We start from the raw sequence: 13,551 nt of genomic DNA on the forward strand, positions 1-13,551 counted from the left end.
AATCAAGCAAGCGTCACCCACTCGGCATTCCTCTCGCTGCTCCGCAACACCGCATCCACGAACCTCAATCCCGCCACCCCGTCCTCGACAGTCGTGAGCCAGTCATCCCCTTGCGTGGTGCCGCTAGCGATACACGCCGCCGCATCCGTATAAACCTGCGCGAACGCTTCAAGATACCCTTCCGGATGCCCGGCCGGCACGCGCGTCGCGTGCAGCGCTTCGGGGCTTTGCACGCGGCCGCGCGTGATCCGCTCCGACGCCCCGCCGATCGGCGTGAACCATAACTCGTTCGGCGTCTCTTGATCGAATGCGATGCCCGCCTTCGTGCCGTACACGCGCAAGCGCAGCGCGTTCTCCTCGCCCGCCGCGACCTGGCTCGCCCACAGCATCCCGCGCGCGCCGCCGGCATAGCGGAACATCGCCTGCACGTGATCGTCGACACGGCGATTCGGCACGAACGTCGTCACGTCCGCCGACAACTCCGACGGCCGCATGCCCGTCACGTATTCCGCGAGCTGATACGCGTGCGTGCCGATATCGCCGAGACAGCCCGCCGGACCGGCCAACGCCGGATCGGTGCGCCACACCGCCTGCCGGTTCGCCTGCGTCTCGACGGGCAGCGACAGCCAGTCCTGCGCGTACTCCACCTGCACGACGCGGATATCGCCGAGCAACCCGCGCCGCACCATCCCGCGCGCGTGGCGCACGAGCGGATAGCCCGTGTACGTATACGTCACCGCGAACACGCGATCCTTCTCGCGCGCGAGTTTGGCCAGCGCCTCGCCTTCATCGAGCGACACGGCGAGCGGCTTGTCGCAGATCACGTGAATGCCGGCTTCGAGAAACGCCGTCGCGATCGGCGCATGCAGATGATTCGGCGTGACGATCGCCACCGCCTCGATGCCGTCCGAGCGCCCGGCCTCGGTGCGCGCCATCTCGCGATAATCGTCGTAGCTGCGCGTAAGGCCGATAGCCGCCGCGCTCGCAGCCGCACGCCGCGCATCCGACGACAACGCGCCCGCGACCAGCTCGTAACGATCATCGAGCCGCGCGGCCATGCGATGCACCGCGCCGATGAACGCGCCCTCGCCGCCGCCGACCATCCCCAGTCGCACGCGGTTCATCGCGTCTCTCCTGCTTTGTCGCCGACACCGAGCACGCCGCGCAACTGCTCGCGGCTTGCGCCGCTGCCGGCGAAATCATCGAACGCACGCTCGGCCACGCGAATGATGCGATCGCGGATAAACACCGCGCCCTCGCGCGCGCCGTCTTCCGGATGCTTCAGCGCGCACTCCCATTCGAGCACGGCCCAGCCGGGAAAATCGTATTGCGCCATCTTCGAGAAAATCGCCTTGAAGTCGATCTGGCCATCGCCCAGCGAACGAAAACGTCCCGCGCGATCGGTCCATCCCGAATAGCCGCCATACACGCCCTGCTTTCCGTTCGGCCGGAACTCCGCGTCCTTCACATGAAACGCCTTGATGCGCGGATGATAGATATCGATGAACGCGAGGTAATCGAGTTGCTGCAGCACGAAGTGACTCGGATCGAACAGGATATTCGCGCGCGGATGATCGTCCACCGCCGCGAGAAAGCGCTCGAACGTGACGCCATCGTGCAAGTCTTCGCCGGGATGCAGTTCGTAGCACACGTCGATGCCCGCGCGATCGAACTCATCGAGAATCGGACGCCAGCGTTTCGCGAGCTCGTCGAATGCGGCTTCGACGAGACCCGCCGGACGCTGCGGCCACGGATAGACATACGGCCACGCGAGCGCGCCCGAAAACGTCACGTGCGCACTCAGGCCCAGGCGCTTCGACGCGGCCCCCGCGAGCTTCAGTTGCGATATCGCCCATTCCGTGCGCGCCGCGGGATTGCCGCGCACGTGCGGCGCGGCGAAACCATCGAACAATGTGTCGTAGGCGGGATGCACCGCGATCAACTGCCCTTGCAAATGCGTGGACAATTCGGTGATCGCGACGCCCGCGTCGTCCACCGTGCGGCGGATGTCGTCGCAATAGGCATCGCTCGATGCGGCTTTTTCCAGATCGATCAGACGCGGATCGGCGGGCACCTGTATGCCCGCGTAACCGAGCGAACCCGCCCACGACGCGAGGTTCTTCAACGTATCGAACGGCGGCCGGTCGCCCATGAACTGCGCGAGAAAGATCGCCGGCCCCTTGATGGTCTTCATCGTTCGCCTCCAAGAGAAAGAAGGCCGGGTGAACGGCCTTCGCGCATCAGAACGGCGAGTTCGGGAAATAGAACTGCTTGGCGTTGTCCTTCGTGATGAGCACCGACGGGATGATCGTCGTAGGCGGCAGCTTGTCGCCCTTGAGACGCGCCTCGGCGGTGAGCTTGATCGCGTCGTAGATGAACTTCGGCGAGTACGACACGTCGGCCTGCACGCGCTTGTCGCCATCCATGATGCGCTTCACGGCTTCCTTCGATCCCGCGCCGCCGAAGACGATCTTGATGTCCGTGCGCTTCGCCTGATCGATCGCCTTCAGCACGCCGACCATCATGTCGTCGTCGGCGGCCCATACGGCGTCGATGTGCTTGAAGCGCGTGAGATAGTCCTGCATCACCTTGAAGGCGTCGTCGCGGTTCCAGTTCGCGTATTTCGCATCGAGGATCTTCATGTCCGGATGCTGCTTGATCACGCCTTCGAACGCGGTCCAGCGCTCGTTGTCGAGGGTCGTGGGAATGCCGCGCAGCGCGACGATATCGCCCTTGCCGTTCAGCGTCTTCGCGAGATACTCGGCGGGAATCTTGCCGAACGCGGTGTTGTCGCCGGCGACGTAGGCATCCTGTGCGCTGGTATCGGTGAGACCGCGATCGACCACCGTCACGTACACGCCCTTCTTCTTCACCTGCGCGACAGGCTGCGTGAGCGACGCCGATTCCTGCGGGAAGATCACGAGCGCGTTGATCTTGTTGACCGTCACGAGATCCTGCAACTGGTTCGCCTGCTCGGGCGCGGTGCCGGCCGTCTTCACGATCACCTTCAGGTCCGGATGCGCCTTCTCCAGCTCCTTCTTCGCCTCGTTGGCCCACCACACGATGCCGCCCGTGAAGCCGTGATCCGCGGTCGGAATGGCGACGCCGAGCACGACCTTTTCGTCGGCATGAGCGGACGACGATGCAGCGGCGAACGCGCTTGCCGCAAGCGTGAGCGCGCCGAGCGCGCGAAGCATTTTATTCATGACGATGTCTCCGGATTTGTAGGCATTAACGACGACCGCGCTGCAAAACTGCTACGAGGATGATCACGGCGCCCTGCACCGCCGCATTCAGATACACGCTGATGATGCTCGTCAGGTTCAGGATGTTATTGATGACCGAAAGCAGAATCGCGCCGATGACCGTGCCGATCACGCGCCCTTCGCCACCCTTCAATGCGGTGCCCCCGACCACGACGGACGCGATCGCTTCGAGTTCCCACAAGAGGCCCGTCGTCGGTGTGGCCGAACCTAAGCGCGGCACGTACAGAATCGTCGCGACGGCCACGCACAAGCCCAGCAGCACATACGTGACGATCTTCACGCGATCCACGCGAATGGCCGCATAACGCGCGACCTGCTCGCTCGAACCGATCGCCTGCACATGCCGTCCGTACACCGTGCGATTGAGCACGAGCGCGCCGCCCGCCGCCACGATGAGAAATATCCAGATCGGCACCGGCACACCGAACAGGCTCGCGTAATAGACCGGCCCGTAAAGATCGACGAGCGAGTTGTCGAGCGTGAGCGCGCCGCCGTCCGCGAGCCACGTGAGCAGCGCGCGAAAGATGCCGAGCGTGCCCAGCGTGACGATGAACGGCTCGATACGCCCTTTCGTCACGAGCACGCCGTGCGCGAAGCCGAACAGCGCGCCGAGCACGAGCGCGAGCACGACGCCCAGCGCGATGATCAGAAGCGGCGGCACCGCGTGCCCATGAAAGCCCTGCATGAGCGCGTTCATCATGTAGATCATGCTGCCCGCGATCAGCGCGGCCATCGAACCGACCGACAGATCGATGCCGCCCGAGATGATCACGAAGGTCATGCCCACCGCGATAATGCCGATGAACGACGTGCGCGTGAGCACGTTCATCGCGTTGTCGAGGGTGGCGAAGTCGCCGTTGAGCAGCGTGCCGCCGATGCACAACGCGATCAGCCCGATCAGCGGCCCGACGCCGAACAGAAAGCGTGCAGCGGCGGAAAGGCGGCTCTCGCTTCCGATGTCTTCAGTGTGTGCCGGTCGCATGCGCGATCAACCTCTCTTCGGTCAAAAGATCCATGCCGAGCGTCGTGACGAGCTCGCCCGCGCGCATCACCGCGACGCGATGACACAAGCCGATCAGTTCGATCAGCTCGGATGAAATCACGATCACCGCGCGGCCCTCGGCGGCCAGCCGGTGAATCAGAAAATAGATGTCGCGTTTCGCGCCGACATCGACGCCGCGTGTCGGTTCGTCGAGCACGATCACGCGCGGATCGGGATTCAGGAACTTCGCGAGCGCGAGCTTCTGCTGATTGCCGCCCGACAGCATGCGCGCGCGAATCGACGTGTTGCCCGTGCGAATGCCGAAATCGTTCACCGCCTTTTTCAATGCATCGCGTTCGGCGTGCATGTCGATGAACGGATGCGCATAGCGCTCCAGCGTCATCATCGTCAGGTTGTCTTTCAGCGCCATGTCGACGTGCAGTCCGCGTCCTTTTCTGTCCTCGCTCAGGTACGTGAGGCCCTGTCTCATCGCTTCGCGCGGATTCTTCAGGCTGACGGTTTTTCCATCGATCACGACGCGTCCCGCGCTCAATGGCCGCAAGCCGACGAGCGCCTCGAACAATTCCGTGCGTCCCGCGCCGACGAGCCCCGCGAAGCCGAACACTTCGCCCTTCTTCACCGAGAAGCCAATGCCTTCCGCCCAGCCCGGCACCGACGCGCCTTCGACCTCGAATGCGACCGGCGCATCCGCGGCAAGCGAAGGCTTGTCGGGAAACATGTCGGAGACTTCGCGGCCGACCATCAGGTTCGCCATCTGCTGACGCGTAAGCTCGTGGGTAGGCGCGCGCGCGACGAAGCGGCCATCGCGCATCACGATCACTTCGTCGGTCACGCGCTCCACTTCGTCGAGCTTGTGCGAGATATAGACGATGGTCGTGCCCGCATCCTTCAGACGCGCCATCAGGCCGAACAGACGCTGTGTCTCCGATGGCGTCAGCGTCGCGGTCGGCTCGTCCATGATGAGCAGCCGCGCGTCGCGCAGCATCGCCTTCGCGATCTCGACCAGCTGCTTCTCCGCGACGATCAGGTCGCGCACCTTCGTATCCGGATTCTTGTGCAGGCCGACTTCGCTCAGTCGCGCACGCGCGGCTTCGCGCATCGCGGGTTCGTCGAGAAAGAAGCCTTTCTTCAGCTCGTGCCCGAGGAACATGTTCTGCGTGATGCTCAAATGGTCCGCGAGATTCAGTTCCTGGTGAATCAGCACGATGCCCGCATGCTCGGCATCGCGTGAACTCGCGAAGTCGCGCTGGCGCTCATCGATATAAAGCTCGCCCGCGTTCGCGCGCTCGTAGCCCGCGAGTATCTTCATCAACGTGGATTTGCCCGCGCCGTTCTCGCCAAGCAATCCGTAGATGCGGCCCGGCGCGATATCGAAGGTGACGCCGTGCAGCACGCGCACCGGCCCGAACTGCTTTTCGATGCCCTGAAAGCGCACGGCGAGGCTCATCGTCACGCGCTCCTTCGGCGAATCAGCCGATGCGGCAGCAGCACGCCCGGCACTTCCGCACGCGGATCGCGCAGGCGCTGGAGCAGGAGATCGGCGGCGGTTTCGCCGAGCAGTTGCATCGGCTGCGAGACGGTGGTCAAAGGCGGATCGACATGCGCGGCGACGGCGATATCGTCGAAGCCGACGACGGCGACATCGTCCGGCACCGCCAGGCCCGCGCCGCGAAAGCCGTTCATCACGCCGATGGCGAGCGTGTCGGAGACGGCGAAGGCGGCGGTCGGTCTCGCATCGTCGAGTGCCGCGAGTTGCGCGGCCGCGCGTTCGCCGGCGTCGTAGTCGAGACTGTCGAGTTCGATCAACCACTCGGCGCGCGGCTCGATGCCCGCGTCGATCAGCGCATCGCGATAGCCCGCGAGCCGCTGACGCCCGTACAGATAACCCTGTCCCGAGTTGATGAGCGCGATGCGCCGATGACCCTTGGCCGTCAGATAGCGCACGACATCGCCCGCGGCGAGATGGTTGTCGATGCCGACATACGGCACGCCCGCGGCGGGATCGAACTCGCAGCACGCGACCCACGGCAGCGCCGACGCTTCTTCGGCGAGCGCCTTCTGCACGGCGGCGGGATCGAGGCAGATCGCGCCATCGGCGCGGCGGCCGCGCAGGAGATCGAAATAGCTTCGCTCGCGCAGCGGGTCCGCGCCCGTGTCGCACAACAGCATGAAGTAGCCGTTCTGGCGCGCGACGCTGTCGATGCCGCGCACGATCGCCGCGTAGAACGGATTGCCGAAGTCGGGGACCATCGTGAGCAACAGGCGGCTTTCCGCCGTGCGCAGATTGCGCGCGAGCTCGTTGATGCGATAGCCGCTCGCCGCGACCGCCTCGCGGACTTTCTCGCGCGTCGCCTCGCGAACGTTCGTGTGCCCGTTGAGCACGCGCGATACCGTGGCGACCGACACGCCCGCGCGCTCGGCGACGTCGGCAATCGATACTTCCTCACGTGGACGAACCGTATCTGACATTGCGGCGTCGCTCGCGGCGATCGAGATGTAATGGATTACATTATTTGATCGGACGAGCGCGATGGCAACAGCAATCGACTAGGGACAAACGCTTAAGACAGAAATTCACACGCATGTGTCGATCCCGTGCGATGTTGCTCGTCGTAATGTGCGAGCGGGCCGATGACGCCCGACACCAATACACTCTTTTGAAGGAGCGATCCACATGCGATTCATGATGCTGATGATCCCGCGCGGCTACGAAAGCGCGCAACCGGGCACGATGCCAAGCGCGGACGCCGTCGCCGCCATGATGAAGTACAACGAGGAACTGCAGAAGGCCGGGGTGCTGCTCGCGCTCGACGGACTGCATCCGCCGTCGATGGGCGCGCGCGTCACGTTCGAAGGCGGCAAGCCGCGCGTCACCGACGGACCGTTCGCCGAAGCGAAGGAAGTGCTCGGCGGCTACTGGATGCTTCAGGTGAAGTCGCGCGAGGAAGCGATCGAATGGGCGAAGCGTTGTCCGGGATCGGACACGGAGATGATCGAAGTGCGCCAGGTGATGGAGATGGACGACTTCCCGCCGGACGTGCAGCAGGCCGCGGCGGGATTCGATGAGATGCAGAAGGCGGCGAAGCCCTGATGCACGTTACGCGATCGTCTCCAGCGCGAGCGCGATGCCCTGTCCGCCGCCGATGCACAGCGTCACGATCGCGCGCTTCACGCCGTCGCGGCGCATCGCGTGGGCGAGACGCGTCGTGAGCACCGCGCCGGTCGCGCCGATCGGATGCCCGTGCGCGATCGCGCCGCCCTCCACGTTGACGATGTCTTCCGGAACGCCGATCGTCCTCGCCACCGCGATCGGCACCGCCGCGAAGGCTTCGTTGATCTCGAAGCGCTCGACATCGGCGAGCGTCCAGCCCGCGCGCTGCAACGCCTGCTGCACGGCGGGCACCGGCCCAAGCCCGAACATGCCCGGTTCGACGGCCGCCACGCCGAACGCCGCGAGCCGCACGAACGGTTCGATGCCGCGCGCCTCGGCTTCCCTGCGGCTCGTCACGATCATCGCGGATTCGCCGCTGTTCAGCCCCGGCGCATTGCCCGCCGTGATCGTGCCGTCGGGACGAAACGCCGGGCGCAGCTTCGCAAGCGTCGCGAGCGTCGTGTCTGGGCGCGGCTGCTCGTCGCGCGCGAACGCGACCGTTTCGCGGCCCGCCTTCACATCGACGCCGACGATTTCCGCATCGAACAAGCCATCCCTCTGCGCGGCCGCGAACGACTGCTGCGAACGCTCGGCCCAGCGATCCTGCGCTTCACGCGTGATATCCAGCTTCGTCACGAGGTCTTCGGTGTGCCAGCCCGAATGCTCGCCCGAGAACGCATCGACGAGACCGTCTCGCAGCATGCTGTCGTAAATCTGCGCATTGCCCATGCGATAGCCGCGCCGCCCGCCGTCGAGCAGATACGGCGCGCGATCCATGTTCTCCATGCCGCCCGCGATGGCGAGCGTGGCGACGCCCGCCGCGATTTCGGTCGCGGCTGTGGCGATGGACTGCGCGCCCGAGCCGCACACGCGATTCACGGCGAGCGCGGGCACCGAAACCGGCACGCCGCCGCCGACCGACGCCTGCCGCGCCGGATTCATGCGGTTGCCGGCCTGGATCACATTGCCGAACACGACCGAATCGATCGACGCAGGATCGAGCGCCTTGCCTGCGCGTCGCAGCGTTTCGGCGATGGCCGCCGCGCCGAGATCGACGGCGGGCGTGTCCTTAAGCGAGCCGTTGAACGCGCCGATCGCCGTACGCACCGGATGACACAAAACGATGTCTTGCACGAACATGTCGTTGCCTCGCTTAGCGGGGAATGCCGGTGAGATAGATGGGCGTGTCGGTCGAGAGCGACTGCTTGACCGCGCGGCCGGTTTCATCGACGAGCACTTCTTCCTGGTTCTTTTCCAGCGCGGCGAGCACTTCGTTCACCACATGCTCCGGCGTGGACTTCGGCGCGGTAACCTGCGCGGTCATGTCGGTATCGATATAGCCGGGGTGCGCCGCCACGACGAGCGTGCCCTGCTCGCGCAGTTCCTCGCGCAAGGCGTTCGTGGCTGCCCACGCCGCCGCCTTCGAGATGTGATACGCGCCGCCCGCCGGCAACGAGACCCAGCTCAGCACCGAAAGAACGTTGACGACCGCGCCGCCGCCGTTCTTCTTCAGCGCGGGCGCGAACGCCTGCGTGAGCGCGATCGGGCCGAACGTGTTGATTTCCAGAAGATCGCGGATGCCCTGCGTCGATGCCGGATCGACGAGCAGGCCGCGCGTCGTCACGCCCGCGTTGTTGACGATCACCTGCACGTCGGTATAGGTCGCGGCCGCTTCCGCGATATCGGCGGCGTTGGTTACGTCGAGGCGGATCGCCTGGACGCCGGGAATATCGACGCTCTTCGGATCGCGAACGGCGGCATAGACCTTCGCCGCGCCCGCTTCGAGCAGCGACTTCGCGAATTGCTTGCCGAGGCCGCGATTGGCGCCGGTGACGAGAACGACTTTTCCTTTGATCTGCATGGTGTGCTCCATCAAACTGTGCATATGCACTGATATCGATACGAAAAAGGCTCGCGCACGGCGAGCCTGCTCTATGCCACTCACTCCATCGTCGTCAGTTCGAACAGCGACTGCCGCAGCGCCTTCGCGCGCTTCTCGCCGAACTTCGCTTCGAATTCCGCCTGCGCGGCGCGCCATTGCGCCGACGCCTTCACGAGCGTGTCGCGGCCCGTTGCCGTCAGCCGCAAGCCGACCGCGCGCGAGCTGGCCGATTCCTGCGCCGCCTCAACCAGGCCGTCACGCTGCAACGGCTTAAGCGCGCGCACGAGCGTGGTACGGTCCATCACCATCGAGTCGGCCAGCTCGGCCATCTGCACGCCGGGCCTGCGCCCGATCGACGCGAGAATCGTGAACTGCGCCGCCGTGATGCCGACCGCGGTCAGATGCCGCTCGTACATCTGCGACACATAACGCGCCGCCTGACGGATCGCGAAGCAGTTGCAGTCGAGAGGAGAAGAGTTGGAAGTCATGTCCCGCAGAATATGAGTGCATATGCACTTTGTCAAGCGAGGGATTCTCAATCGGCGCGATAGACGCGGCTCGGAGATCGTCGGGAATCGTCGCGCGCGGCGCGGCGGCGAAACGCGCCAAGCCGCTCCGGGCGTGCGATCGGGGCGAATCGGGCCTGTGCCGAAATCCGCATCGGACGCGCGACTTAACACCAAGACGCGGCCAAATTGGTTTTCTACATTGCGCATGTCCGCTGCCTGTGCCGGGCCGCGCGCGAAGCGGCTGCTTTCATCGCCGGATTGCCGGCCTTTGAGGGCAAGTCCGTCTTGCCGGCACTGAACCGGTCGTGTTCCATTCGATTGCCAAATCAAAAAGGAGAGCAAAACCATGCGCATCCGTACCAAACCTCTGGCGTGGCTCGTGGCATGCGCCACGGCTGCATTCGCCGCCGCGCCCTTCGCCGCGAGCGCAGACGAACTGACGGTGAAAGTGGGTTTTGCCGCGCCGCTGACCGGCGCGAACGCGGGTTACGGGAAGGACCTCCAGAACGGCGTGCAGCTCGCGCTCGACGAAGCCAACGCGAAGAAGATCACGATCGGCGGCAAGACGGCGAAGTTCGAGATCCGCGCGGAAGACGATCAGGCCGACCCGCGTGTCGGCGTGCAGGCGGCGCAGAAGCTCGTCGATGACGGCGTGGTGGTCGTCGTCGGACACTTCAATTCGGGCACGACGCTGCCCGCCTCGCCGATCTACAACAGCGCCGGCATCCCGACGATCGACCCCGCAGCGACCAATCCGACCATCACGACGCGCGGCCTCGAGAACATGTTCACGGTGATTTCGAGCGACGCGCAGAACGCGGGCAACGCCGGCGTCTATGCGGTGACGACGACGAAGGCGAAGCGCATCGCGATCATCGACGACCGCACGGCGTTCGGTCAGGGCGAGGCCGACGAGTTCGAGAAGGCGGTGAAGGCGAAGGGCGGCACGATCGTCACGCGCGAGTACAGCGACAACCAGACCGTCGATTTCAGCGCGCAGCTCACGCGCATCAAGGCGGCCAACGCGGATCTGATTTTCTTCGGCGGCCTCGACCGGCAGGCGGCGGCGGTCGTCAAGCGGATGAAGCAGCTCGGCATGAACGCGCAGTTCGTGGGCGGCGGCGGCGTGATGGACGCCGATTTCCTCAAGCTCGCGGGCGATGCCGCCGAAGGCGCGCAGGCGTGGGAATACGGCAGCCCGCTCGACAAGCTGCCCGAAGGCAAGGCGTTCGCCGACAAGTTCCAGAAGCGCTTCGGCGTCGCGATTCTTTCGTATGCGCCGTTCGGCTACGACGCCGCGTGGGCCGCGATCAACGCGATGCAGAAGGCCAATTCCATCGATCCGAACGTGTACCGGCCGGTGCTGAAGTCGAACTCGTTCGAAGGCATCACCGGGCCGATCGCGTTCGACAGCAACGGCGCGCTGAAGAACGCTTCGTCGACGCTGTATCAGGTGAAGAACGGACAGTGGGCGTCGGTCGTCACCAAGCACGGCATGTAATGACGCTTCAGGCCTGGGCCGCGTGCGTCCGGGCCTCCAGCCTTTTGCGCGTGTGCGCCGCCTCGTCGCCCAGCCATTGCACGAATTGCTGCAACGCGGGCGACGGCGCGGGCCGCTCCGGATACGCGAGGTAATAGGCCGCGCCGCTCGTTACGCACAGCGGGAACGGCGCGATCACGCGCTTCGCGCGCAAGTCTTCCTCGATCAGCGAGAGATCGCCGATCGTCACGCCCAGACCCTGCATCGCCGAGGACATCGCCAGATCGAGCGTGTCGAAATGCTGCGCTTTCGTCGACGGCAGGCCCGTGTAGCCGTAAGCGCCGAGCCACAGAAGCCAGTCGCGGCGATCGCGCGTGGGATGCAGCAGCGTCTTGCCGGCGAGATCGCCGGGCGTGGGCGCGGCGTGCTTCTTCGGCTTCCACAATTCCGGCGCGCAAACCGGCGTCAGCACTTCATCGAAGAGATGATCCGCCGTCACGCCCTTGAGCGACGGCGCGGCGCCGAAGACGATCGCGGCATCGAACGGCTCCGCGCCGAAGTCGACGCCGTGCGACACCGACGCCGTCACCTCCACCACCAGCTCCGGCCGCTCGTTCTGCAAGCGGATGACGCGCGGCAGGATCCAGCGCATCGCGCAGGTCGGGCACTTCACGCGCAGAATGCCGGATTGCGCGCCGCCTTTCGCCAGCGCATCGTCGATATGCGTGAACGCCTGTTGCAGCGGCGCGACGAGCAGCGCGCCGTGATGCGTCAGCGCGAGCCCGCGCGCCTGCCGCGTGAAGAGCGCGTAGCCGAGATGCGCCTCCAGTCCGGCGATCTGCCGGCTGACCGCGCCCTGCGTCACATTCAGCACCTCGGCGGCGCGCGTGAAATTCAGTTTCTGGGCGACGACCAGAAAGGTTTTGAGCACGTCGAGCGAGGGCAGCGGTTTCATCGGAGGCATCGGGTTTTTGGCATGTAGCCATGATCTGCAAGCATGGCTAGTATGACAAAGTTTCGATTGTCCGCGCTTTATTGCTGCGGTTGAATCGACGGCAATCATCGCCGAACCGCAATTCCGGAGACACTTGCCGTGCATAGCGCCTGCATTCCCGAGTCGAAGCTGCCGAATGTCGGCACGACCATTTTCACCGTCATAGGCCAGTTGGCCGAGGAGCATCACGCGCTCAACCTGTCGCAGGGCGCGCCGAACTTCGCCTGCGATCCGAAGCTGATCGAAGGCGTCGAGCGAGCCATGCGGGCAGGACATAACCAGTACTCGCCGATGTCCGGCGTGCTCGCGCTGCGCGAAGCGATCGCCGTGAAGACACAGAAGCTGTACGGCGCGCATTACGATCCGGGCACGGAAGTCACCGTGGTGGCGAGCGCGAGCGAAGGCCTGTACGCGACGATCAGCGCGCTCGTGCATCCCGGCGACGAGGTCATCTACTTCGAGCCTTCCTTCGACAGCTATGCGCCGATCGTGCAGTTGCAGGGCGCCACGCCCGTCGCGATCAAGCTCTCCGCCGAGAATTTCCACATCGACTGGGACGAAGTCGCCGCCGCGATCACGCCGAAGACGCGCATGATTCTCGTCAACACGCCGCACAATCCGACAGGCAGCGCGTTCACGGACGCCGACATCGCACGGCTGACCGCACTCACGCGCGACACGAAGATCATCGTGCTGTCGGATGAAGTCTATGAACACGTCGTGTTCGACGGCGCGCCGCATCACGGCATGGCGCGCTATCCCGAGCTGGCGGAACGCAGCGTGATCGTGTCGTCGTTCGGCAAGTCGTATCACGTGACGGGCTGGCGCGTCGGCTACTGTCTCGCGCCCGCCGCGCTGACATCCGAGATTCGCAAGATCCACCAGTTCATGACCTTTTCCGCCGATACGCCGATGCAGATGGCGTTCGCCGAAGCGCTCGCGGACGAATCGAGCTATCTGAATCTCGGGCCGTTCTACCAGCACAAGCGCGATCTGCTCGCCGAGTCGCTTAAGGGCTCGCGCTTCGAACTGTTGCCGAGCGCGGGCAGTTTCTTCATGCTGGCGCGGTACGACGCGATCTCGAACGAATCCGACAGCGACTTCGTGCTGCGCCTGATCCGCGAGGCGCGCGTCGCGACGATTCCGCTGTCCGCGTTCTACACCGACGGCACCGATAACCACCTGATCCGTCTTTCGTTCGCGAAGGACGACGACACGCTCGTCGAAGGCGCGCGCCGCCTTTGTTCGATCTGACGATTTTTCTGG

The 13,551-nt window shown here is 64.9% G+C and carries 13 protein-coding genes; 3 read left to right on the forward strand and 10 right to left on the reverse strand.

Annotated elements, in window-relative coordinates; all coding sequences use genetic code 11:
- Positions 1-2 precede the first annotated feature (2 nt).
- The 6 genes from ACEN42_RS22915 to ACEN42_RS22940 are packed head-to-tail and all read right to left on the reverse strand — an operon-like array spanning position 3 to position 6,738.
- On the reverse strand, positions 3-1,124 hold the full coding sequence (locus ACEN42_RS22915) for a Gfo/Idh/MocA family protein (protein WP_371881584.1): 1,122 nt from the start codon (positions 1,122-1,124) through the stop codon (positions 3-5).
- Positions 1,121-2,194 carry a sugar phosphate isomerase/epimerase family protein gene (locus ACEN42_RS22920; RefSeq protein ID WP_371881585.1) on the reverse strand — a complete coding sequence of 358 codons (1,074 nt, stop codon included), beginning with the start codon at positions 2,192-2,194 and terminating at the stop codon, positions 1,121-1,123. Before ACEN42_RS22920 ends, ACEN42_RS22915 begins: the two co-directional genes overlap by 4 nt.
- Before the next feature lie 46 nt (positions 2,195-2,240).
- On the reverse strand, positions 2,241-3,206 hold the full coding sequence (locus ACEN42_RS22925) for a substrate-binding domain-containing protein (RefSeq protein ID WP_371881586.1): 966 nt from the start codon (positions 3,204-3,206) through the stop codon (positions 2,241-2,243).
- A 25-nt stretch (positions 3,207-3,231) separates the two neighbouring features.
- Complete coding sequence (locus ACEN42_RS22930) at positions 3,232-4,248, reverse strand: ABC transporter permease (RefSeq protein WP_035506926.1); 1,017 nt, start codon at positions 4,246-4,248, stop codon at positions 3,232-3,234.
- Positions 4,229-5,716: a sugar ABC transporter ATP-binding protein gene (locus ACEN42_RS22935; protein ID WP_371881587.1), complete on the reverse strand. Its 1,488-nt coding sequence runs from the start codon at positions 5,714-5,716 to the stop codon at positions 4,229-4,231. The genes ACEN42_RS22930 and ACEN42_RS22935 overlap by 20 nt, the downstream gene beginning before the upstream one ends.
- A gap of 2 nt (positions 5,717-5,718) precedes the next feature.
- Positions 5,719-6,738, reverse strand: a complete 1,020-nt coding sequence (locus ACEN42_RS22940) for a LacI family DNA-binding transcriptional regulator (RefSeq protein WP_371881588.1) — start codon at positions 6,736-6,738, stop codon at positions 5,719-5,721.
- Between the two features lie 205 nt (positions 6,739-6,943).
- Between ACEN42_RS22940 and ACEN42_RS22945 the strand changes: the two genes are divergently transcribed.
- On the forward strand, positions 6,944-7,360 hold the full coding sequence (locus ACEN42_RS22945) for a YciI family protein (protein WP_238295562.1): 417 nt from the start codon (positions 6,944-6,946) through the stop codon (positions 7,358-7,360).
- A 6-nt stretch (positions 7,361-7,366) separates the two neighbouring features.
- Here ACEN42_RS22945 and ACEN42_RS22950 read toward each other — a convergent pair whose 3' ends face one another.
- From ACEN42_RS22950 to ACEN42_RS22960, 3 genes are all read right to left on the reverse strand, one after another.
- Positions 7,367-8,560: an acetyl-CoA C-acyltransferase gene (locus tag ACEN42_RS22950; protein ID WP_371881589.1), complete on the reverse strand. Its 1,194-nt coding sequence runs from the start codon at positions 8,558-8,560 to the stop codon at positions 7,367-7,369.
- Positions 8,561-8,573: 13 nt separating this feature from the next.
- Complete coding sequence (locus tag ACEN42_RS22955) at positions 8,574-9,281, reverse strand: SDR family oxidoreductase (protein ID WP_371881590.1); 708 nt, start codon at positions 9,279-9,281, stop codon at positions 8,574-8,576.
- An 80-nt stretch (positions 9,282-9,361) separates the two neighbouring features.
- Positions 9,362-9,790: a MarR family winged helix-turn-helix transcriptional regulator gene (locus ACEN42_RS22960; RefSeq protein WP_238214561.1), complete on the reverse strand. Its 429-nt coding sequence runs from the start codon at positions 9,788-9,790 to the stop codon at positions 9,362-9,364.
- Between the two features lie 367 nt (positions 9,791-10,157).
- On the opposite strand from ACEN42_RS22960, the gene ACEN42_RS22965 reads away from it, so the two are divergent.
- On the forward strand, positions 10,158-11,312 hold the full coding sequence (locus tag ACEN42_RS22965; RefSeq protein WP_187605467.1) for a branched-chain amino acid ABC transporter substrate-binding protein: 1,155 nt from the start codon (positions 10,158-10,160) through the stop codon (positions 11,310-11,312).
- Between the two features lie 7 nt (positions 11,313-11,319).
- Here ACEN42_RS22965 and ACEN42_RS22970 read toward each other — a convergent pair whose 3' ends face one another.
- Positions 11,320-12,246: a LysR substrate-binding domain-containing protein gene (locus ACEN42_RS22970; RefSeq protein WP_371881591.1), complete on the reverse strand. Its 927-nt coding sequence runs from the start codon at positions 12,244-12,246 to the stop codon at positions 11,320-11,322.
- Between the two features lie 138 nt (positions 12,247-12,384).
- Here ACEN42_RS22970 and ACEN42_RS22975 point away from each other — a divergent pair, with 138 nt between their 5' ends.
- A complete protein-coding gene (locus tag ACEN42_RS22975; protein WP_371881592.1) occupies positions 12,385-13,539 on the forward strand; it encodes a methionine aminotransferase in 1,155 nt (384 codons plus the stop codon).
- Positions 13,540-13,551 lie beyond the last annotated feature (12 nt).

This window comes from Caballeronia sp. S22 (assembly GCF_964261745.1).
In the GTDB taxonomy this organism is placed as follows: Bacteria; Pseudomonadota; Gammaproteobacteria; order Burkholderiales; family Burkholderiaceae; genus Caballeronia; species Caballeronia jiangsuensis.

Coding starts and splice junctions, on each gene's coding strand:
- ACEN42_RS22915 (WP_371881584.1), bottom strand. CDS start 1,124: ATGAACCGCGTGCGACTGGGGATGGTCGGCGGCGGCGAGGGCGCGTTC.
- ACEN42_RS22920 (WP_371881585.1), bottom strand. CDS start 2,194: ATGAAGACCATCAAGGGGCCGGCGATCTTTCTCGCGCAGTTCATGGGC.
- ACEN42_RS22925 (WP_371881586.1), bottom strand. CDS start 3,206: ATGAATAAAATGCTTCGCGCGCTCGGCGCGCTCACGCTTGCGGCAAGC.
- ACEN42_RS22930 (WP_035506926.1), bottom strand. CDS start 4,248: ATGCGACCGGCACACACTGAAGACATCGGAAGCGAGAGCCGCCTTTCC.
- ACEN42_RS22935 (WP_371881587.1), bottom strand. CDS start 5,716: ATGAGCCTCGCCGTGCGCTTTCAGGGCATCGAAAAGCAGTTCGGGCCG.
- ACEN42_RS22940 (WP_371881588.1), bottom strand. CDS start 6,738: ATGTCAGATACGGTTCGTCCACGTGAGGAAGTATCGATTGCCGACGTC.
- ACEN42_RS22945 (WP_238295562.1), top strand. CDS start 6,944: ATGCGATTCATGATGCTGATGATCCCGCGCGGCTACGAAAGCGCGCAA.
- ACEN42_RS22950 (WP_371881589.1), bottom strand. CDS start 8,560: ATGTTCGTGCAAGACATCGTTTTGTGTCATCCGGTGCGTACGGCGATC.
- ACEN42_RS22955 (WP_371881590.1), bottom strand. CDS start 9,281: ATGCAGATCAAAGGAAAAGTCGTTCTCGTCACCGGCGCCAATCGCGGC.
- ACEN42_RS22960 (WP_238214561.1), bottom strand. CDS start 9,790: ATGACTTCCAACTCTTCTCCTCTCGACTGCAACTGCTTCGCGATCCGT.
- ACEN42_RS22965 (WP_187605467.1), top strand. CDS start 10,158: ATGCGCATCCGTACCAAACCTCTGGCGTGGCTCGTGGCATGCGCCACG.
- ACEN42_RS22970 (WP_371881591.1), bottom strand. CDS start 12,246: ATGAAACCGCTGCCCTCGCTCGACGTGCTCAAAACCTTTCTGGTCGTC.